Origin of the sequence: Streptomyces sp. NPDC005925, from assembly GCF_040638805.1 — a bacterium.
Lineage (GTDB): Bacteria > Actinomycetota > Actinomycetes > Streptomycetales > Streptomycetaceae > Streptomyces.
In genome coordinates, this window is the sequence record NZ_JBEXVL010000010.1 from 42178 (window position 1) to 63093 (window position 20916).

Consider the following 20916-nt stretch of genomic DNA (forward strand, 5'->3'; position numbering starts at 1 on the left):
CGCTCACCCGGCTGTCCATCCGGCTGACCACCCGGCTGACCATCCCCCTGCCCACCCGACTGCCCACCCGACTGCTCACCCAGGGGCTCGCGGCCGTCGGGCACGGGACCGGCCGGGGCAGACCGGTCAACCGGGAAAGGCCGAACGGACCCGGCAGACGCCGCATCGGCCGGAGCAGACCAGCCCGCCGGGACAGACGCCGCACCGAACAGAGCAGACCGATCCGCCGGGACAGGTCGACCGGACCGGGCAGACGCCGCATCGGCCGGAGCAGGCCGACCGGCCAGGGCGGACACCGCACCGGCCAGAGCAGACCAATCCGCCGGGACAGGCCGATCGGCCGGGACAGGCACCGCATCGGCCGGAGCAGACCAGCCCGCCGGGACAGACGCCGCATCGACCGGACCGTAACGGTCGGTCAGAGCCCGAGCAGGCGCCGCGGCGGTGGCCTGCGTGACCGCGACGGTCCGGTCGGCCGCAGCCACATCCGACCCGTCGGTCGCGGCCGGCCCCTCGCCCGAGTTCGTCGCTCCGGCGTCACTCGCTTCGGCCGCCACACCGCACCCCCACCAGATCGCCGTCCACCGCACCGTCCCCCCTCGCCGCACTCTCGGCCCCCACGGCACCCCCAGCCGCCCGGGTCCCCCCTGTCCCCCCTGTCCCCCCAGCCACCCCGCTTCCCAACAACAGCCGCACCGCCGGCAGCACGGCGTCCGCGCGCTCGGTGTCCGGGTCGGCCGCGAACCCGGGTATGCCGGCGCCGGCGGCACCCGCGGTGCTCCCCCGTGCCCCCGGTCCACGCCGGACCAGCTCGCCGAGGGTCCGCCGCACCCCGGGCTCGTACGCCGAGAACGTGCGCCGGAGCAGCGGCAGTACGTCCGTGAACGCGTCCGCCGGTACGCCGGTCAGCCACGCGTCGACCAGGCCGAGCAGCCGCTCGTCGTGCACGAGCAGCATCCCGCCCCCGGAGCCGCCGCCGACGAAGCCCTCGATCCACGCGGCGGCGTCCGCCGGCGGGGTTCCCGGGGACAGCACGAGGCTCATGAGCCGGGCCGCCTCGTCGTGCGGCAACTCCCCGTCGTCCAGCAGGAGCCGCACGGCGCGCCCCCGGACGACACCCGGCACGGAGTCGCGCCCGGACAGCGTCCGCAGCACACCCCGCCAACGACCACGCAGGTCACCGCGTGGGTCGTCGCACAGGTCGCCGCTCGTGACGCCGCGCAGGTCGCCGCGTGCGTCACCGGCCGGATCGCCGCGTGAGTCGGCACGACGATCGGCATGCCGATCAGCGGGCCCGGGCGCCGGACCGGGGGCGTTGTCCAGGAGATCCACCGCCCCGTGCACGGCGTCCACGTGACGCCGCATCTCCTCGGCCGCGTCCGCGTCCAGCCCGGCGCAGGCGGGCGGCAGGCCGACGAAGACGCGCTCGGCGAGCCCCGCAGCGACTTCGGTCAGCGCGGCGGTGTCCGTCCCGCGCACGTCCCCGTACCGCAGTGCGCGGACCAGCGCGGGAAGGGCCTGGGCGAGATGCCCGACGTCGGTGTCGAGCGCGGCCCGGTCGGCGAGGATCCGCATCACCGCCGGCAGCGCGTCGGGCAGTCCGGCCAGCAGGCAGCGCTCGGCGAGCACGGTCACGCCGGCCAGGTCCGGAGCCGCCACCGCGTCCGCCTCGGCCTTCGCGGTGGCGGCGGCGAGCACGGTCGTCCCCCACACCCCTGCCTCGGCGACCCGCACGGCCAACTCGGGCTCCCAGCGCAGCCGCCAGGTCTCGCGGAACGTCCCCGTGCTGCCCCGCGAGGCCTCCGCCTCGCCCCATGCGACGCCGAGCAGCCGCAGCCGGTGCAGGAGTCTGCTGCGCCCGGCGTCGGTCTCCTTGCGCAGGTCGAGCTCCAGCTCCCGCTCCCGTGCCTCCGGTTTGAGCCGCAGTCCGCGTTGTGCCCGGGCGAGATCCCGCTGGAGCGGCACCGCGGGCGCCGCAGGCGGCACCTCGCCCATCGCGTCCCCGACGACCAGCCGGTCGTGCACGAGCGCCAACGGCACGTCCGAGCCGTCGCACATCACCGCCCGCACCGCGTCGGTCGTCTCGCTCAGCCCGGGCAGCGGACGGCCGCGCATCGCGGCGAGGGTCTCCGCCAACCGCACCGCCTCGATGACGTGCGCCGGGGAGACGATCCGGTCCTCGGCACGCAGCAGCCCGGCGACCCGGGTGAGCCAGCGCTCGACCGGCCGGTCCGGCACACCGAACAGATGCCCGTACCAACCCGGCGAGTCGATGCCCGCGCCGTAGCCGCTCGACCGGGACAGCCTCCGGTTCGTCCACGGCACCCATGTCATGTCTACCTTGACCTTGGGCAGGCCCTTCAGCAGCGCGCGGTCGGCGGCGACGGTGGTCCGCCGCCGCAGCGCGGGCACGTGCCACGCCCCGCACACCACGGCCACCGCGTCACCGGACTCCCGCCGCGCCGCCCTCAGCCGGAGCCGCATGTGCGCCTCCCGCACGGCGTCCCGCCCGCGTCCGCCGTCCCCGTAGGTCTCCCGCAGGGCGCCCATCGCCTCCTCGAGCGCGATGAACGGCGCGAGCGGGTCCCCCTCCGCACCGCCGCGGTGTTCGACCACGTCCTCCCACCAGCGCTCGGGATCGTCGTGACCGGCGGTCTCGGCGAGCACGGCGAGGGGGTCGACACGGAGGGCCGCTCGGCGGTCTTCGTCACCGTCCTGCGGTGGACGGTCCTGCGCGTCGCGGGCCGCGGCGCGCGAGGCCGTGGCCGCACCGCTCGCCGCGTCACGGTCGCCGTTGCCGGACGTGGCGTCGCCCCCCAGGGCCAGGGTGTGCGTGGCGGGCAGGTCGATGAAGCGGGCCGGGACCTCGTGTTCCAGGGCCCAGCGGATCGCGACCCATTCCGGGGAGAACTCGGCCAGCGGCCAGAACGCCGAGCGACCCGGCTCGTCCACGGCGTGGGCGAGCAGCGCGACCGGCGGACGCATGGCCTCGTCACCGGCCAGCGGGATCAGGCCGTCGGCCTCGGGCGGTCCCTCGATCAGCAGGACGCGGGGCCGGGCGGCCTCCAGTGCCGCCCGGACGGCCCGCGCCGAACCGGGCCCGTGATGACGCACCCCGAGCAACAGCGGCCCCCCGCCGAACGCTTCAGCGCCGGTCACACCGGCCCCCGCTCCTCCGGGGCCACCGGGAGTCGTCGTGGGCGGCCGAACCCCGGCGCCCCGACCGGCCGCCGTCGCCGGGCGTGCCGGGGACCCCCGCGGCCGTCGTCCCGTCCGTCGCGGTGTCCGCCGCCGCGAACCACACCGCACGCCCCACCGCACTCAGGTCACGGCTCACGCGCTCACCTCCCGGCAGGCGCGGTAGAAGTCCGTCCAGCCGTCCCGCTCCCGCACGACGGTCTCCAGGTACTCCTGCCAGACGACCCGGTCGGCCGCCGGGTCGCGGACGACGGCGCCCAGGAGACCGGCGGCCACGTCGCCCGCCCGGAGTACGCCGTCGCCGAAGTGCGCGGCCAGGGCCAGCCCGTTGGTGACGACGGAGATCGCTTCGGCCGTGGACAGCGTGCCACTGGGCGACTTCAGCTTCGTACGGCCGTCGGTCGTGACCCCGTCGCGCAGTTCACGGAAGACGGTCACGACCCGGCGGATCTCGTCCACGCCGTCGGGCACGGCGGGCAGGTCGAGGGAGCGGCCGATCTGGTCGACGCGGCGCGCGACGATGTCGACCTCCGCCTCCGGGGTCTCGGGCAGCGGTAGGACGACCGTGTTGAAGCGGCGGCGCAGCGCGCTGGACAGGTCGTTGACGCCGCGGTCGCGGTCGTTGGCCGTGGCGATCAGGTTGAAGCCGCGCACGGCCTGCGTCTCCGCGCCCAGCTCGGGTATGGGCAGCGTCTTCTCCGACAGGATCGTGAGGAGCGAGTCCTGGACGTCGGCCGGGATCCGCGTCAACTCCTCGACGCGGGCCGTCATGCCCTCCGCCATGGCCCGCATGACCGGGCTGGGCACCAGAGCGCCGCGACTGGGGCCGTGGGCGAGCAACTGCGCGTAGTTCCACCCGTACCGGACGGCCTCCTCCGGGGTGCCGGCCGTGCCCTGGACCAGCAGCGTCGAGTCGCCGCTGACGGCCGCGGCGAGATGCTCGGACACCCAGGTCTTGGCGGTGCCGGGGACACCGAGCAGCAGCAGGGCGCGGTCGGTGGCGAGCGTGGTGACGGCGACCTCGACGATGCGGCGCGGCCCCACGTACTTGGGTGTGATCACGGTGCCGTCCGGCAGCGTGCCGCCCAGCAGGTACGTCGCGACGGACCACGGCGACAGCTTCCAGCGGGCGGGGCGCGGCCGGTCGTCGTGCGCGGCCAGCGCGGTCAGTTCGTCGGCGAAGGCGTCCTCGGCGTGCGGTCGCAGCACCTCCGGTCCGGGCACGGGCGTGTTCCCCCCGGTGCCTGCGACAGCGGGCTCGGAGTCCTTCCGACTGGGATCTGAGAGTGCGGTGTCCACGGAAACTGGCATGGCTGAGTCCCCCTCCAGCTCGGCCGGTTCGGATCTGACTCCACACTGCACCACGCCACTGACAACGCACTCTGACCTGCGCAAACGCCACTCGCCGGGCCGATTGTCAGTGGGGGGACCTACCTTCGATGTCATGACTCAGCAGGGGGTGCGCAGGACCGCGGACCAGGTGCTGGCACGGGCATCTGACGACGCGTCGCGCAGGGCGGGGAGCAGGCTCGGCGTGGCCGGCGCGTGGTCGGGGGCCGGCCGGGACGGGGGGACGGCGTGGGGGCTGTGCGGGGGCAGCGGCAGCCAGAGCGGCAGCGGGCCGTATCGGACGGTCGTCGACCTGGCGGACGCGTCCGGCCCGGAGTATGGGTGCAGTTGTCCGAGCAGGAAGTTCCCGTGCACGCACGCGATCGGCCTGCTTCTGCTGTGGGCGGGCGATGCCGACGCGGTGCCTCCGGGGCAGCCGCCGGACTGGGCGGCGCAGTGGCTGACCACGAGACTCGCCGCGAGAAGGGAGCGGGCGGAGGCGACGCGCCCGGCGGATGAGATCGCCTCCAGTCCCGATGCCCGGTCCGACTTTGATACCGGGTCCGGGTCCGCTACCGGCTCCGGGTCCGGGCCGGGGGCCGGAGACGGGCCGGGAGCCGGAGACGACCCGGGGGTTGACTCCGGGCCGACGTCCGGTGCGGCCGATCCCGGGGCGGCGCGGCGCAGGGCGGAGCGCCGGGCCGAGCGGATCACCGCGGGCGCCACGGAGCTGGAGCAGCGGCTGGCGGACCTGCTGCGCGCCGGTCTGGCCGGTGCCGAGCAGGCGGGGTACGGGCTGTGGGAGGAGACGGCGGCCCGCATGGTCGACGCCCAGGCCCCCGGGCTGGCCTCGCGGGTGCGGGAGCTGGGGACGATCCCGTCGTCCGGCCCGGACTGGCCGGTGCGGCTGCTGCAGGAGTCGGCGCTGCTGCACCTCCTCAACCGCGCCTGGCTGCACCGCGAGCAGCTGCCGGACGGCCTGGCGGCCACGGTCCGCTCCCGCACGGGCCTGACCGCCGTACCGACGGGCCCGCCGGTACGGGACCGGTGGCTGGTCCTCGCCCAGTACGACACGGCCGACAGCCGCCTGACGACCCGCCGCATCTGGCTGTACGGCGCGGACTCGCACCGCACGATGCTCGTCCTCTCCTACGGCGCCGCGGGCCGCGCCCCCGAGCTGGCGCTACCGGTGGGGCTGACGCTGGAGGCGGAGCTGTCGCCGTATCCAGGTGAGGCCCGGCAGCGGGCGGCGCTGGGCGAGCGGTTCGCCACAGCGGCGGCGGACGCGGCGGCGGACCTGCGCCCGCCGGGCGTCTCCACGGCCCGGGCGATCGCCGGTTACGGCACGGCACTGCGGGACGACCCGTGGCTGGAGTCGGTGCCGGTGACGCTGGACAGGGTCGTGCCGGCCCGGGACGGGGACGCCTGGCAACTGGCGGACGCCGACGAGGACACGGCCCTGCCACTGACCCCGGCCGCCCGTTCCCGGCCCGGGCTGTGGCGCCTGGTCGCGCTGTCGGGCGGCGCGCCCGTCAGGGTCTTCGGCGAATGCGGCCACCAGGGCTTCACCCCGTTGACGGCCTGGCCGGAGAAGGGAGGCACCGCGGTCCCGCTGTGCTGACCGGCCTTCCGCGGGGACCGGCCTCGCCACCGAAGGCAGACCGTACGAGAGGACAGAACCGCATGAGCAGCGCCCCGACCCCCGGGCGGGCCCCCGCCTGGGAAGAACTGGTGACGGCCGCGCTCCTCGGCACAGCGCGGCGTACGCCGCCGGGCTGTGCGCCGGGCCCTGACGCCCCGCTCGCGCTGCTGGACGCCGCGGCCGAGGAGACCGTACGTCGCCGCGCCGGCCTGCGTCCCGCGCGTGCCGCGCACCGGCCGGAACCGGCGCCCGAGGACACCCGCCCGCCCCTGCCGCCCGCCGCCGCCCGCCGACTGGCGATGCTGCTGGCCGGCCGGCCGGGTGCGTCCGGCGGAGGCCGCAGAGGGACGGCGCCCGACCTGATGGAACTGCTGCCGCAATGGCTGGCCACCGCCAACGCCCGCGGTTACGCGGCCCCTCCCGAGGCGCTGCCCGCGCTGCTGGACGCGGCCCGGGGCCGGACCGACCTGCGTCCGGCGGCGCTGGCCTTCGCGGGACCGCGCGCACTGTGGCTGGCCCGCCTGAACCCGGACTGGCGCTTCGCCCTGCGCACCACCCCGGGCGGCGGCACCACCCTGCCCCGCCGGGAGGAGACCGACCGCGTACGGCGACTGTGGCGGGAGGGCCTGTTCGCCGAGCGCGTCGCCCTGCTCTGCGAGCTGCGCGCCCGCGACCCGGACGCCGCGCGCGAGCTGCTCGTGTCGACCTGGGCGACGGAGCGGGCCGAGGACCGGCTGATGTTCCTCGACTCCCTGCGTACGGGACTGACCTCCCGGGACGAGCCGTTCCTCGAGCAGGCGCTCGCCGACCGCAGCCGGAACGTCAGGGCGACGGCGGCGGAGCTCCTGTCCGCCTTGCCGGAATCGGCGCTCGCCGCGCGGATGGCGGCCAGAGCCGGAGCCTGCGTGGCCCTCGACCACACGCACAGCACCCCGGCCATCGGCGTCGAGGCCCCCCACGAGTGCGACGCCGCGATGGAGCGGGACGGCGTCATGCCCAAGCCGCCCGCCGGCCGGGGTGAACGCTCGTGGTGGTTCGGCCAGCTGGTGGAGGCGGCCCCGCTCGGCATGTGGTCCCGCGGGCTGGGGGGCCGTACGCCGCGGGAGATCGTCGCGCTCCCGGTCACCGACGGCTGGCAGGGCGAGCTGCACGCGGCATGGTGCCGGGCGGCGGTGCGGCAGCGGGACGCGGCCTGGGCGCGGGCCCTCCTCGGGGAACCCACGGCACCGGAGGCGGGCGGCCCGGGAGCGGTGTCCCTCGCCGAACGCGCCAAGCTGCTGGGCACGCTGGCCGCCGGGGAGCGTGCCGAATGGGTGGCGGGGTTCATCGCGACGCACGGGCTGTCCGAGGCGTTCCAGCTGCTCGGGGTGTGCGCGGTGCCGTGGTCGCCGCCGCTCGGCCGGGCCGTGGTCGACGCGCTGAACATCGCGCGGGACGCGGGCAGTTACCCGTGGAGCTTCAGCGGCGTGATGGGCCTGGCCGAGCGCTGCCTCGACCCCTGTGAGGCAAGCCGTCTGGACGGCCTCCTGGCCGTGCCGGACGAACCGGAGGACGCGTCGCCGGGCGCCGGAGGCTACTGGGCGGAAGCATTCCAGCGCCTGGTGACGACCCTGCGGCTGCGCGCGGCGATGACGGACGAGCTACGGCCGGCCGGTAAGCCGGGCGGGGTGTGAGCGCGAGTGGCCGACGAAGCTCCGTCCACGGCGACCGGCACGCGCCGGGACCGCGGCCGGCTCGGCGCGACCCTTCGCCACCGGAACTACGGCCCACCGGCACGACGCCCGCCAGCACAGCTGCCGCAAGACGGACGACGGCATCGACCACTCGATTACTCGCCCTCTCGGCCACTCGGCCACTCGCCACTCGGGGGGCGCCCCTCGGCAGGGTCGCCCCTCGACAGGATCGCCCCTCGGCCACTCGCCAGGATTGCCCCTCGGCGAGGATCACGCCTCGTCCCCGGCCGGGCGGCCCGTCGGCCGAAGTCACGTCCCGACGGAGGTCAGGCCTCGGCCGGCTGCCTCACGTTCGCCCGCACCCACTCCACGATCGACGCGGTCGTCGCCCCGGGCGTGAAGATCTCCGCGACGCCCTTCTCCTTCAGCGGGGCGATGTCCGCCTCGGGGATGATCCCGCCGCCGAAGACGAGGATGTCCGCCGCGTCCCGCTCCTTCAGCAGCTCGATCACGGCTGCGAAGAGCGTGTTGTGCGCGCCGGACAGAATGGACAGCCCGATCGCGTCGGCGTCCTCCTGGATCGCGGTGCCGACGATCTGCTCGGGAGTCTGGTGGAGGCCGGTGTAGATGACCTCCATACCGGCATCGCGCAACGCACGCGCGATCACCTTCGCCCCGCGATCGTGGCCGTCGAGCCCCGGCTTGGCCACCACCACGCGGATCGGACCGGCTGCCACACCCATCACTGCCTCCATCACGACTACACCATCCGGTACGGAACCGTACGGTCCCGGTCCCACACCGGCCCGGGAAGTGAACGAACGTTATCTCCAGCATCCCGCAAGCAGCCGTTTCACGGTGCACAGGGAGGGGGAAATCACACAGGGGGACACGTTCATCGCGCACCGTTCACGGCCCCGACGACCCGTACCGCCCCCACTAAAACGTACTGCCCGTGCCGCACGTACCGCCCACACGCACGGCACGGTGCCCCACCACCAGGACGGAGCTCTCACGGGAGCCGAGACGAAGCCGTCGTACCGCCACGGCGAGGCCGCGCGCCACGGCGGCACGGCAGCACGGCGAGTACGACCGGTAGGACGGGTAGGGCGGATACGGCGGGTACCGCGCATCCGGCGAGGACGCCCGCCTCCCGCGCCTCCCACTCGCCCTCCTCGCCGCTCCCCACCAGAGCACCCGGGGGACAGAGCCGCCCTTCGGGTGCCGACAGGAGGTCGGTCATGAAGGTCACCGGATCAGCCCCGCCCCTCCTGCCCCTGTGCCGTCGCCTGCTGCCGGCGGGCCTGGCCGGGGTGCCGCGCGTGCCGGCGGCCCTCCTCAGGGCGACAGCCCTGGAGATCGCGATCCTGGCCGCACACCTCGTGCTCTACCCCTCCGGCATCGCCCAGGAGCGTCCCGCCCGGCCCGCGCTCCCCGAGCAGGACGACGGCACGGCACGCCTGCCCTCCGACACCGGGCCCCCGGTCGTGCTGCTGCACGGCCTCGTCGACAACCGGTCGGTGTTCGTCCTGCTGCGCCGCAGCCTGGCCCGGCACGGCGGCGGTCGGCAACGGATCGAGTCGCTCAACTACTCGCCGCTGACCCGCGACATCCGCACCGCCGCCGAGCTGCTGGGCAGGCACATCGAAGAGATCTGCGAGCGCACGGGCAGCGCGCGGGTCGACATCGTGGGCCACAGCCTCGGCGGCCTGATCGCCCGTTACTACGCGCAGCGGCTCGGTGGTGACGCCCGCGTCCGCACACTGGTGACCCTGGGAACGCCGCACTCCGGGACCCGGGCCGTGCCCCTGGCCGACGCGCACCCGGTCGTGCGCCAGATGCGTCCGGGTTCGCCGGTGATCGAGGAGCTGACCCGCCCGGCGCCCGGCTGCCGGACACGCTTCGTCAGCTTCTGGAGCGACCTGGACCACGTGATGGACCCGCCGGAGGCGGCCCGCCTCGACCATCCCGACCTGACCGTGGAGAACGTCCTGGTGACCGGGATCGGCCATCTCGCCCTGCCGGTTCACCCGGCGGTCGCGACCCGCATACGCCACGCCCTCGACGCCGACCACCCGGACACCGGCACCGCGCCATGCGCGGACGACCTGACAGTGGCCTGACGGTACGACCACCCCGTGACGACGGCCGCCGCGCCGACGCACCCGCGTCGACGGCGCACGCGGCGACGGCGCACGCCACCCGCCCGCGGCTCGCCGGCAGCCCTCCCGGAGCGCAACGGACGGCGGCAACAGCGGGACACCCGCCGCTCCCCGGAAGAGTCGGGCCCGGCTCGCCCCAACACGCCCGAACCGGGTGATACCCCCACACGCGCTCGCCACCCGGCCCGCACCCGAACTGCGTTCCGAACAAAGGTGATCCCGGCCGGACGCAAAGCCGATCACCTTCGAACGTTCATCGAACACAACGCCAAAGTCGTGCCCGCCGTCCGCCGAAAGACGGCCGAATGCCCGTTTCCTGCGAGTGGGAAACCTGGGGAAGATTGTCGAGCCCGCATACCGCCGGGTACAGTCGCCGCACTGCTCTGGCAGCCCCTGTTGTCGAGGCGAAAGAGAAGTTGGTGAACGACCGTCACCCGTCGGGGACCATGACCACCCCGGCTCCGGCTTCCGACGCCGCCTCCGCGGACTACGCGTCCTACGGGACCCCGGAAAACCAGTACGGCGACTTCACCACGTACGACGCCTACGACGCCACCGCTTTTGGCGCCGCCTCCTACGACCCGGGAGCGCACGCCACGACCAGCTTCGCGACCGACCCCCTCTTCGGTGACCTCCCCGGCAGTGACTATGCCGTGGCCGGCACCACCGGCGCGTACGACGCCACCCAGTGGACGACCGGCGGCCAGGGAGCGGCACTCGACTACGACGCCGCGTACGCCGCCCAGCAGCAAGTCGCCCAGCACGCCGGGTACGACACGGGCACCTACGACGCGACCGCCTGGACGTCCGGTTATCAGCAGGTGCCCGCCGGGGCGCAGCAGCCCGGCGCGCCCGACGCCACCGGCCAGTGGGATGCCGGTTCCTGGGTCCAGCCCGACCAGTCGGGCAACCCGGCCGACCAGACCCAGCAGTGGGAATGGGGCACGCAGGCTTTCGACACCGGAGCGTACGACGCGACGCAGTGGAACGCGGACAGCGCCGCACAGCCGACGGAGACCTACGAGCAGCACGGCGAGTCCTACGACGAGCGGGCCGACGCGGCCTACGACCGGACGCCGTACACCGAATACAACGATGTCGCGGACCATGCCCGCTCCCCGTACGGCGATCCGGACCAGGATCTCCCGGACTCCGCGGGCGCTGCGGCGGGTGGCGAATCCTTCACTCCGAGCGGCGGGCCGCGCACCCCGCTCCTCGACGAGCAGGAAGAGGTCGTCGTCACTCCGGGCCGCGCGGCCTCTCGCGCCGGTGCCCGTTCCCGCCGCCGCTCCCCCGCCAAACGCTCGGCGCTGATGACGGTCGCGGTGCCCTCGGCCTGCGTGATGGGTGTCGCCGGGATCGCCGCCGCCTCGGTGAGCGGCATGAGCGAGGACGGCGCCCAGGAGACCAGCGCGTCGGCCGCCGACGCGAAGCCCGTGCAGCCGGCCACCGCCAACAACAAGCTGGACACCCAGCTGGCAAGCCTCACCGCGGGCGCCGACGACTTCGCCGACCGGGCCAGCCGTACGCAGGAGCGCATCGACCTCAGGGCCCAGCAGGAGGCCGAGAAGAAGAGGGCGGCGGCCGAAGCGGCCCGCAAGGAGCGGCTCCGCCCGAAGTTCGCCCTGCCCGTCACGCAGCACGGCCTCAGCGCCTACTACGGCCAGGCCGGCATCAACTGGATGTCCGCGCACAGCGGCATCGACTTCCCCGTGTCGTACGGCACGAGCGTGCTGGCCGCGACCGACGGCACGGTCCGTACGCAGTGGAACAGCGCGTACGGCAACATGCTGATCGTGACCGCGAAGGACGGCACGGAGACGTGGTACTGCCACCTCTCCACCTACCGGGTCTCCACCGGCGCGACCGTGAAGGCGGGCGACCCGGTCGCGTACTCCGGCAACTCCGGCAACTCGACGGGCCCGCATCTGCACTTCGAGGTCCGCCCGGCCGGTGGCGCGGCGATCGACCCGCTGCCGTGGCTCCGCAGCCACGGCCTCGACCCGCAGTAGGCCGAAGGATCCGCCCTCCCGAGCAGGAACGCCGCCCCTCGTCAGACGGGCGGCGCCCCTTTTTCCCGTGTTGCCGGAGGCGGCCGGCGGAGCTCTTACAGCTTCTCGACCGGCGCGTAGCGCAGCAGCAGCCGCTTCGGCTTGGCGTCGCCGAAGTCGATCGTCGCCTCCGCCTTCTCCCCGGTGCCCTTCACCGCGACCACGGTGCCGAGCCCGAACTGGTCGTGCGTCACCCGGTCCCCGACCGCGAGCCCGACGACCGGCTTCTCCTCCGCCGTACGGCGCGTGGCGAAGCCGGAGGCGCCCGCCGCGGACGAGCGGGAGCGGGACGACGACAGTGACGCGGCCACGCCGGAGGCGGGCCCGGCGGACGGGGACGCGGTCGCGCCGGTGCGCTTCCACTCCACGTAGGCCGCCGGGATCTCCTCCAGGAACCGGGAGGGCGGGTTGTAGGACGGCTGGCCCCAGGCGCTGCGCAGGGTGGAGCGGGTCAGGTACAGCCGCTCGCGCGCGCGTGTGATGCCGACGTAGGCGAGGCGGCGTTCCTCTTCCAGTTCCTTGGTCTGGCCGAGGGCGCGCATGTGCGGGAAGACGCCGTCCTCCATGCCGGTGAGGAAGACGACCGGGAATTCGAGGCCCTTGGCGGTGTGCAGGGTCATCAGGGTGATGACGCCGTCGCCGTCCTCCTCGTCGGGGATCTGGTCGGAGTCGGCGACCAGGGCGACCTTCTCCAGGAAGTCGGACAACGCGACCGACTCGCCCTCGGCGCGCTCCTGCTCGAACTCCAGGGCTACGGCGGCGAGTTCCTGGAGGTTCTCGATGCGGGTCTCGTCCTGCGGGTCGGTGGAGGCCTGCAACTCGGCCAGGTATCCGGTCCGTTCCAGCACGGCTTCCAGCACGGTGGCCGGTCCGGCACCGGACTCGACGATCGTGCGGAGGTCCTCCATCAGCGTGTTGAAGCGCTTGACCGCGTTCGTGGAACGCGCGGCCATGCCGTACGCCTCGTCCACGCGCTTGAGCGCCTGCGGGAAGCTGATCTTCTCGCGCTGGGAGAGGGCGTCGATCATGGCCTCGGCGCGCTCGCCGATGCCGCGCTTGGGGACGTTGAGGATGCGGCGCAGCGGAACCGTATCCTCCGGGTTGGCGAGCACCCGCAGGTAGGCCAGGACGTCCCGGACCTCCTTGCGCTCGTAGAAGCGGACACCGCCGACGACCTTGTAGGGCAGGCCGACGCGGATGAAGACCTCTTCGAAGACACGGGACTGGGCGTTGGTCCGGTAGAAGACGGCCACGTCCGCGGCCTTGGCCTCGCCCGCGTCGGTGAGCCGGTCTATCTCGTCGGCGACGAACTGCGCCTCGTCGTGCTCGGTGTCCGCCACGTACCCGGTGATGGCGGCGCCCTGGCCCGCGTTCGTCCACAGGTTCTTGGGGCGGCGGGACTCGTTGCGCTCGATGACCGCGTTGGCGGCGCTGAGGATGGTCTGCGTGGAGCGGTAGTTCTGCTCGAGCAGGATCGTCGTCGCGTTCGGGTAGTCCTCCTCGAACTGGAGGATGTTGCGGATGGTCGCTCCGCGGAAGGCGTAGATCGACTGGTCGGCGTCACCGACGACGCACAGCTCGGCCGGGCCGGGCTCGTCGGGCGCCGGCGGTACGTCCTCGTCGTGGGCGCCGGTGCCGACGAGTTCCCGTACGAGGGCGTACTGGGCGTGGTTGGTGTCCTGGTACTCGTCGACCATGACGTGGCGGAAGCGGCGGCGGTAGTGCCCGGCGACGTCGGGGAAGGCGCGGAGCAGGTTGACCGTCGTCATGATCAGGTCGTCGAAGTCGAGCGCGTTCGCCTCGCGCAGCCGCGACTGGTACAGCGCGTACGCCTGGGCGAGCGTCTTTTCGAAGCCGTCGGCGGCCCGGGCGGCGAAGTCCTCCTCGTCGATCAGCTCGTTCTTCAGGTTGCTGATCTTGGCGCTGAAGGACTTGGGCGGGTAGCGCTTGGGGTCGAGGTCCAGGTCGCGGCAGACCAGGGCCATCAGGCGCTTGGAGTCGGCGGCGTCGTAGATCGAGAACGACGACGTGAAGCCGAGCTTCTTGCTCTCGCGGCGCAGGATGCGCACGCAGGCGCTGTGGAACGTCATCACCCACATCGCGTTCGCCCGCGGGCCGACGAGCTGCTCGACGCGCTCCTTCATCTCCCCGGCGGCCTTGTTGGTGAAGGTGATCGCGAGGATCTGGCCGGGGTGGACGCTTCGCTCGGCAAGCAGGTGGGCGATGCGGTGCGTGAGCACGCGCGTCTTTCCGGAGCCGGCGCCGGCCACGATGAGCAGGGGGGAGCCGGAGTGCACGACGGCGGCGCGCTGGTTGTCGTTCAGTCCTTCGAGCAGCGCCGCCGAGTCGATCACCGGGCGCGGGGCGCCGTCCCGGTAGTGGGTGTCCCGGTCCGGGGGCAGGTCGAACTTCCCGCCGAACAGGTCGTCCGGAACCGGCTCGGGTCCGTGCTCGTCCTCGGGGGGCGGCGGGGGCTCTTCCTCGTGGGCCCGCGGGGCCTGGAGGCTCGCCAGGAAGCTGTCGTCAAAGAGGCTGCTCATCGCTCTCCGAGTCTAGGGCGCCCCACTGACAACCCGGCCCCACCCCGAGAACATCACACGGCAGGCCGCACGGACCGCCGGGACGGAATGCGAAACCTACCGGTTACGGCGGCTTCGAGAGACTTCTATGACTTTGTCTCTGTCATTCCCTAATCGCCCTGCGTGACCATCTCCTCGCATCGAGCGATCAGCCGCACCATGGCGCGCCAACCGCCTCAAACCACCCCAACGACATCCCGGTGAGCGATGCCCTGACCGAAGGTCACGAAAATGTATCGGGCATATCACCCACCAACCTTCACAGGTGCCACACGGGTTGGCTACCGTGCCGGGCAGGCCGCACGACCCCCACCGGCGAAACCGCCGGGTCGCGCGGCCTCCGCCCCGTCCGGTGCGCCCGCACAGCAGCCGGAGCCGGGGACCCGCCGACCTCCGGGGTGAATCGGCCGAGCTCCCTCGTGAGCGTGGCCACCGGGCAGCCTTCCGGCCCACCCGCCCGTACACGACCCCCCTCGGCAGGCGGAACACGGAAGGAGCCGCCCCCTTGGCGTCGCACCGCAAGCCCCGTCCCGCCCGGACGCGCCTTGGGGGCATACGGACCCCCGCCCTCGCCACGGCGGCCCTCACCTCCGTGGCGTTGCTCTCCCAGACGGCCAACGCCGCACCCGCCGACGACCGGCCGAGTCTCGAAGAGGTGCAGAAGAAGGTCGACGACCTCTACCGCCAGGCCGAGTCGGCGACCGAGAAGTACAACTCGGCCAAGGTGAAGACCACCAAGCAGCGCAAGCACGTCGACACCCTCCTCGACGACGTCGCCAGGCGCACCCAGGAACTCAACGAGGCGCGCGAGGAACTGGGCTCCTACGCCGCCGCCCAGTACCGCACCGGCGCCGGCGCGCCCGGCACCGCGACCTTCCTGCTCGCGGACACACCGCAGGACTTCTTCGACCGCTCGCAGCTGATGGACCGGCTCACCGGCCGGCAGAAGGAAGCGGTGGACGACTACGTCACGCAGCAGTCCGTGACGATGAAGAAGCGCCGTGAGGCCACCGAGAGCCTGGAGACGCTCACCACGTCACAGGCCACTCTGAAGACGTCCAAGTCGACCGTCCAGAAGAAGCTCTCCGCAGCCCGCGAACTGCTGGCGCGGCTGACCTCCGAGGAGAAGGCGCGGCTCGCGGCGATCGAGAAGAAGAAGCAGAAGGAGGCCGCCCGCAAGGCCGCCGAGCTGGCCCGGCAGCAGGAGGAGCGGCGGGCCCGCGAGGAGGCGGCGGCCGGACAGCGGGAAGAGGGCGGCGGTTCCGGCGGCGGCACCTCGACCACCGACCCGGCCTACCCCACCAAGGCCGGGAAGGCCCTCGCCTTCGCCCGCGCGCAGATCGGCAAACCCTACGTCTGGGGCGCCACAGGACCCGGCTCCTACGACTGCTCGGGCCTGACCCAGGACGCCTGGGAGGCCGCGGGCGTCAGCATCCCGCGGACCACCTACGACCAGGTCAACACCGGCACGACGGTCAGCGTGTCCCAGGCGCGGCCCGGCGACCTCGTCTTCTTCTACGACGATGTCACCCACGTCGGCATCTACATCGGCGACGGCATGATGATCCACGCGCCGAAGCCGGGGGCGTACGTCCGCGAGGAGTCGATCTACTACGACGGCGAGTCCTCGATCCACAGCGTGGTGCGGCCCGCCTGAGACCACCCGGCCCGGGTCGGTGACCGGGGCGGCCCGGACGGCCGGCCTCAGTGGCCGCCCCGGTTCTCCACGCACGGGCCGGTGCCCGGCTGGGGCTCGGCGTACGCGCCGTGCACCTCGACCGTGATCTCGTCCCGCGTGGCGCGACCGGACACGCACGTGACCCCGGTGTGGACGCTGTAGAAGCCCCGGTCCACGTACACACCGTGGTCCGGGCCGCAGCCGAGCGAGCGCAGCGCCGCCACGATGCGCGCGTCACCGAGGTCGCCCTCCTCCCGGGCCCGCTCCAGCTCCCGCTCGATGAGCCGGGCCGACGCCTGCCCCTGGGCGTGCTGCTCTGCGGTCAGGCGGCCCTTCATCCGGTAGGCGTGGTTTTCGGCGTAGTGCGGAGGGGCGTCCCCCGGCGGTTCCTGCGGGCCGCCGTCCGCGCTCCGCGCCGGGGACGACGGGGGCGAGGACGGCGAGGACGGCGAGGACGAAGGAGCCGCGGGCACTTCGGCGGCCTGCGCGCACTTCGGCCGGGGCTCGAACGAGGGCCGGGACGTGAGCGAGGGCCGGGGGCCCGCCGCCTCCGGCTGCCCGGCCCGCTCCGTGCCGCACGCGGTGACGGTCGCGGCGGTGGCGGCCAGCAGGACGGCGACCGCGGCCGATCGGACAAGAGTCATGGCCGGCTCAGGTCCACAGGACGGCGATGAAGATGTTCGCCGTGGTCAGCAGGCCGACAAGGCCGAACAGCCCCTTCTCGACCCTCTCCTCGTCGCGCTTCACGTAGACGAGGCCGAGGATCACGATCAGCAGGGCCAGCTTCACGCCGATCTTGACGTTGTCGACGGTCTGGCCGTCGGCCTGGTTGAGGCCGACCAGGGCCACGCCGGTGACCAGCATCGTCAGGGCGCCGTGCAGCATCGGCGGAGAGAAACGGGCCTCGCCACCCCCCATGGCCTTCACCTGGGTGAGGAAGCCGCCGAGCAGCGCGGCGATGCCGACGATGTGCAGGCCGACGAAGAGATGGATGAGTACGTCCATGAGTCCGGAGCCTAGTGAGGGGCGCGGCCGACGCCCACAGCACCCCTCGGCACGGTCTCATAACACCGTGCCGCCACCCCCACTTCGAAAAGGTCATATCGGTCATTCCACTGCGGGAAGTGACGACGCCGGAACGGTACTTGAGTCAGTTCCCGGTACGTTCCGGTCCCCTGTCGCCAGTTCAGTGCAACGCCGAGCCCGGGGCGCGCGACTCCGCCTAGCGTCCTGCCTCGGGTGACCGGCAACTCCTCAGCCGCCCCGGCCGGGTCGGCCGCCGGACACCTCCTCCAGAAGTCCGGCGGCGGCACGCTCCCCCTTTTACGGGCCGCCGCCGGACGGACACCGCCCGCGGGAGGCCGGACGACGGCTCCCGCCCGTACGGCTCGCACGGCCCCCGGGCCCGCGCGGCCCGGTCGAAAGGAAAGTGGAACCGAGGTGGCAGCGCACCGCAAACCCCGAAAACGCATGCCGGGAGGCGGCAGGTCCCGTGCGGCGGTCACGATCGCCCTCGCCGGAGCGGCGACGGCGACGGTCCTCGACGGCACCGGCCATGCCGAGCCGCCACCGACACCGCCCCCGGTGGAGGCGCGGGTGAACCGGCTGTACCGGGAGGCGGAGGCCGCCACCGAGAAGTACAACGGGGCCAAGGAGCAGGCGGATGCGGCCCAGCGGCGGCTCGAAGACCTGCGGGACGAGGCGGCGCGCAGGGAGGACCGGCTCAACACGGCACGGGAGACTCTGGGTTCGGCAGCGGCGGCCCAGTACCGCGCCGGCGGCCTCGACCCGGCGCTGCAACTGGCGCTCTCCTCCCACCCGGACCGCTATCTCGACGGCGCGGAGTTCCTGGAGCGGGCGGGCGTGCGGCAGAGGGCGGAGCTGGGACGGGTGCGCGAGCAACTGCGCGAGGTGGAGAAACTGCGCGGCGCGGCCCGCATCGAACTGGCCTCGCTGAAGTCCCGGCAGACGGAACTCAAGCGGCACCGCGCGACGGTCACCGGCAAGCTGGGCGAGGCCCGCCGCCTGCTGTCCCGCCTGACGGCGCGGGAACGGGCCCGGATGGCATCGGCATCGGACCCGCTCCCCGCGTCGCGCTCGTCGGCGCCCGCCCGGACCGCGGCGCCCGCGCCTCCCGTGCGGCCCACAGCCGTCACCTCCCGCGCCGCCGCGGCCGTCGCGTACGCCTACAGCAAGATCGGCAGCCCGTACGTCTGGGGGGCGACCGGCCCGGCATCCTTCGACTGCTCCGGCCTGACCCAGGCGGCCTACCGCGCGGCGGGCGTCTCCCTGCCGCGCACCACATACACCCAGATCAACGCGGGCCGGCGCGTCTCCCGCGCCGAACTCGCCCCGGGTGACCTGGTCTTCTTCTACTCCGGCGTCAGCCATGTGGGCATCTACATCGGCAACGGCAGGATGATCCACGCCCCGAGGCCGTCCTCCACGGTCCGGGTGTCCCCGATCACGGAGATGCCGTTCGCGGGGGCGGCGCGGGTGGGGTGAGGAACACCGCCGGGGTGCGGCTGCGCCTCGTGGGACGTGAGGCCGGACGGACGGTCAGACCAGGCGCCGTGCCGTCGCCCACCGGGTCAGCTCGTGGCGGTTGGAGAGCTGGAGCTTTCTGAGGACCGCCGAGACATGGGACTCGACCGTCTTGACGGAGATGAACAGTTGCTTGGCGATCTCCTTGTAGGCGTAGCCCCGGGCGATCAGGCGGAGGACCTCGCGCTCGCGCTGGGTGAGGCGGTCGAGGTCCTCGTCCACCGGCGGGGCGTCGGTGGAGGCGAACGCGTCGAGGACGAAGCCCGCGAGGCGCGGGGAGAACACCGCGTCGCCCTCCTGCACCCGGAAGATCGAGTCGATCAGGTCCACGCCGGTGATCGTCTTCGTCACGTAACCGCGCGCGCCGCCGCGGATCACGCCGATCACGTCCTCCGCGGCGTCCGACACGGAGAGGGCGAGGAAGCGGACGGGCCTCTCGGCGTCGGCCGACAACGCGGCGCAGCGGCGCAGCACTTCGACACCCCCGCCGCCCGGCAGGTGCACGTCGAGGAGGACGACCTCGGGCCGGGCCGCGGTGATGACCGTGACGGCCTGGTCGACGTCGGCGGCCTCGCCGACGACCTCCACGCCGGTCTGCGCGGTCTGGCCGATCTCGGCCCGGACGCCCGTACGGAACATGCGGTGGTCGTCGACGAGGACCACGCGGACGTACCGCCCGGCCGTGCCGCCGCCGGCAACCTCCGCGGAGCCCGCCCCCTCCGCCCCGGTCGGTCCGTTCGTCTCGGTCGGGTCACTCATGACGTCTTCTCCGCCCTCTCCATCTCCAGCTCGACCTCCGTGCCGCCGTCCGGCACCGCCCGCAGCCGGGCCGTGCCGCCGTGCCGCTCCATGCGGCCGATGATCGATTCTCTGACGCCCATGCGGTCGGCGGGTATCGAGTCGAGGTCGAAGCCGGGGCCGCGGTCCCGGACGGACACGAAGACCGTTCTGCCCTCGACTTCGGCGTAGACCTGAACCGCGCCGCCCTCGCCACCGTACTTGGCGGCGTTCACCATCGCTTCCCGCGCGGCCTGCATCTGCGCGGAGGTCTTCTCGTCGAGGGGGCAGTCGCCGACCACGACGACCTCCAGGGGGACGCCGTGCTTGTCCTCCACCTCCGCGGCGTTGCGCCGGACGGCTTCGGCGAGTGTGGTGGGCTCGTCCTCCTCGTCCTTGCCGGTGCCCTCCGGCTTGTAGAGCCAGGTGCGCAGGTCGCGCTCCTGGGCGCGGGCGAGGCGGCGCACCTCGTTCGCGTTCTCCGCGTTGCGCTGTATCAGGGTCAGGGTGTGCAGCACCGAGTCGTGGACGTGGGCGGCGACTTCGGCGCGCTCCTGGGCACGGATGCGCATCAGGCGCTCCTCGGAGAGGTCCTGCGTCATGCGCACCAGGTAGGGACCGGCGAGCAGCGTTATCCCCACTAGGACGGCGAGGGCGGCCTGGAGGATGGAGCCGAGATGCGCGGCGGAGCCCTGGAGAACGAAGATGGCGGAGACCCCGGCCGTCACCAGCAGCACGCCGACCACGGCCCGCAGCAGGGTGACCGTGCGCCGGTGACGGCCGACCTCGGCCCAGCGGGCCCGGCGGGCGTTGTCCGCCTGGCGCCAGACGAGGGCGACGCCCGCGCCCACGAGCACCATGGGCCACAGGTAGACCCGGGCTCCGCCGCTCAGATTCACGTTGCCCACGAAGACCATGGCCACGACGACCATGAGGAGCAGGGCGACGATCTGGCCCCGGTCCGGCTTGCGGGCGACAAGTCTGCGCCGGCCGTCCGGCGAGGTCTCCGAGGCGATGAGGGAGGCCGGCTTCTGGGCCTCGACGCCGCCGACACCGAGCGGCACGAAGAACCAGAACGCCGCGTACAGCAGCGCGCCGAGGCCGTCCGCCATGAACAGGCCGACGAAGACCAGCCGCACCCAGATCACGGGCAGCCCGAGATGACCGGCGAGCCCCCGCGCCACACCACCCAGCCAGCGTCCGTCGCTGCTGCGGTAGAGCTTGCGCGGCGGCCGCGGTTCGGCGAGTGGCGCTGCTGCGGCTTCCGGCATGCCATTGATGGT

Annotated in this window: 14 protein-coding genes; 6 read left to right on the top strand and 8 right to left on the bottom strand. The window is 73.4% G+C overall.

The genetic code is table 11. The features are described from left to right. Nucleotides 1-537 precede the first annotated feature (537 nt). Together ABZ354_RS14775 and ABZ354_RS14780 are read right to left on the bottom strand one after the other, a co-directional pair. The gene (locus tag ABZ354_RS14775) at nucleotides 538-3159 is read right to left on the bottom strand and encodes a DUF5682 family protein (protein WP_358656651.1); all 2622 of its coding nucleotides are present in this window, start codon (nucleotides 3157-3159) and stop codon (nucleotides 538-540) included. A 174-nt stretch (nucleotides 3160-3333) separates the two neighbouring features. Then, entirely contained in the window at nucleotides 3334-4509 is a 1176-nt protein-coding gene (locus ABZ354_RS14780) for an AAA family ATPase (RefSeq protein ID WP_358656653.1), read from the bottom strand. Nucleotides 4510-4642: 133 nt separating this feature from the next. On the opposite strand from ABZ354_RS14780, the gene ABZ354_RS14785 reads away from it, so the two are divergent. Both ABZ354_RS14785 and ABZ354_RS14790 read left to right on the top strand, forming a co-directional pair. Continuing rightward, nucleotides 4643-6148, top strand: a complete 1506-nt coding sequence (locus ABZ354_RS14785) for an SWIM zinc finger family protein (protein ID WP_358656655.1) — start codon at nucleotides 4643-4645, stop codon at nucleotides 6146-6148. Between the two features lie 62 nt (nucleotides 6149-6210). Further along, a complete protein-coding gene (locus tag ABZ354_RS14790) occupies nucleotides 6211-7842 on the top strand; it encodes a DUF5691 domain-containing protein (protein ID WP_358656657.1) in 1632 nt (543 codons plus the stop codon). Nucleotides 7843-8168: 326 nt separating this feature from the next. Here the strand turns inward: ABZ354_RS14790 and ABZ354_RS14795 are convergent, their stop codons facing one another. Continuing rightward, nucleotides 8169-8585 (bottom strand): cobalamin B12-binding domain-containing protein, encoded by a 417-nt coding sequence (locus ABZ354_RS14795; protein WP_358656659.1) that lies wholly within the window; start codon nucleotides 8583-8585, stop codon nucleotides 8169-8171. Between the two features lie 498 nt (nucleotides 8586-9083). Here ABZ354_RS14795 and ABZ354_RS14800 point away from each other — a divergent pair, with 498 nt between their 5' ends. Continuing rightward, the gene (locus ABZ354_RS14800) at nucleotides 9084-9965 is read left to right on the top strand and encodes an alpha/beta fold hydrolase (protein ID WP_358656661.1); all 882 of its coding nucleotides are present in this window, start codon (nucleotides 9084-9086) and stop codon (nucleotides 9963-9965) included. A gap of 458 nt (nucleotides 9966-10423) precedes the next feature. Then, complete coding sequence (locus ABZ354_RS14805; RefSeq protein WP_358656663.1) at nucleotides 10424-12016, top strand: M23 family metallopeptidase; 1593 nt, start codon at nucleotides 10424-10426, stop codon at nucleotides 12014-12016. Between the two features lie 95 nt (nucleotides 12017-12111). On the opposite strand, the gene pcrA is transcribed toward ABZ354_RS14805, so the two are convergent. Next, nucleotides 12112-14595, bottom strand: coding sequence for a DNA helicase PcrA (pcrA, locus tag ABZ354_RS14810; protein WP_358656665.1), 2484 nt, complete (start codon nucleotides 14593-14595; stop codon nucleotides 12112-12114). A 544-nt stretch (nucleotides 14596-15139) separates the two neighbouring features. Between pcrA and ABZ354_RS14815 the strand changes: the two genes are divergently transcribed. Continuing rightward, nucleotides 15140-16291 carry an NlpC/P60 family protein gene (locus ABZ354_RS14815; protein WP_358656667.1) on the top strand — a complete coding sequence of 384 codons (1152 nt, stop codon included), beginning with the start codon at nucleotides 15140-15142 and terminating at the stop codon, nucleotides 16289-16291. Nucleotides 16292-16338: 47 nt separating this feature from the next. Here ABZ354_RS14815 and ABZ354_RS14820 read toward each other — a convergent pair whose 3' ends face one another. Both ABZ354_RS14820 and ABZ354_RS14825 read right to left on the bottom strand, forming a co-directional pair. Further along, the gene (locus ABZ354_RS14820) at nucleotides 16339-16956 is read right to left on the bottom strand and encodes a hypothetical protein (RefSeq protein WP_358656669.1); all 618 of its coding nucleotides are present in this window, start codon (nucleotides 16954-16956) and stop codon (nucleotides 16339-16341) included. A 7-nt stretch (nucleotides 16957-16963) separates the two neighbouring features. Further along, entirely contained in the window at nucleotides 16964-17317 is a 354-nt protein-coding gene (locus ABZ354_RS14825) for a hypothetical protein (RefSeq protein WP_358656671.1), read from the bottom strand. 435 nt (nucleotides 17318-17752) lie between these two features. Here ABZ354_RS14825 and ABZ354_RS14830 point away from each other — a divergent pair, with 435 nt between their 5' ends. Then, on the top strand, nucleotides 17753-18817 hold the full coding sequence (locus ABZ354_RS14830) for an NlpC/P60 family protein (RefSeq protein WP_358656673.1): 1065 nt from the start codon (nucleotides 17753-17755) through the stop codon (nucleotides 18815-18817). A 54-nt stretch (nucleotides 18818-18871) separates the two neighbouring features. Here the strand turns inward: ABZ354_RS14830 and ABZ354_RS14835 are convergent, their stop codons facing one another. Next, a complete protein-coding gene (locus tag ABZ354_RS14835) occupies nucleotides 18872-19615 on the bottom strand; it encodes a response regulator transcription factor (RefSeq protein WP_358656675.1) in 744 nt (247 codons plus the stop codon). Next, entirely contained in the window at nucleotides 19612-20904 is a 1293-nt protein-coding gene (locus ABZ354_RS14840) for a PspC domain-containing protein (protein WP_358656677.1), read from the bottom strand. Before ABZ354_RS14840 ends, ABZ354_RS14835 begins: the two co-directional genes overlap by 4 nt. Between the last annotated feature and the right edge of the window lie 12 nt (nucleotides 20905-20916).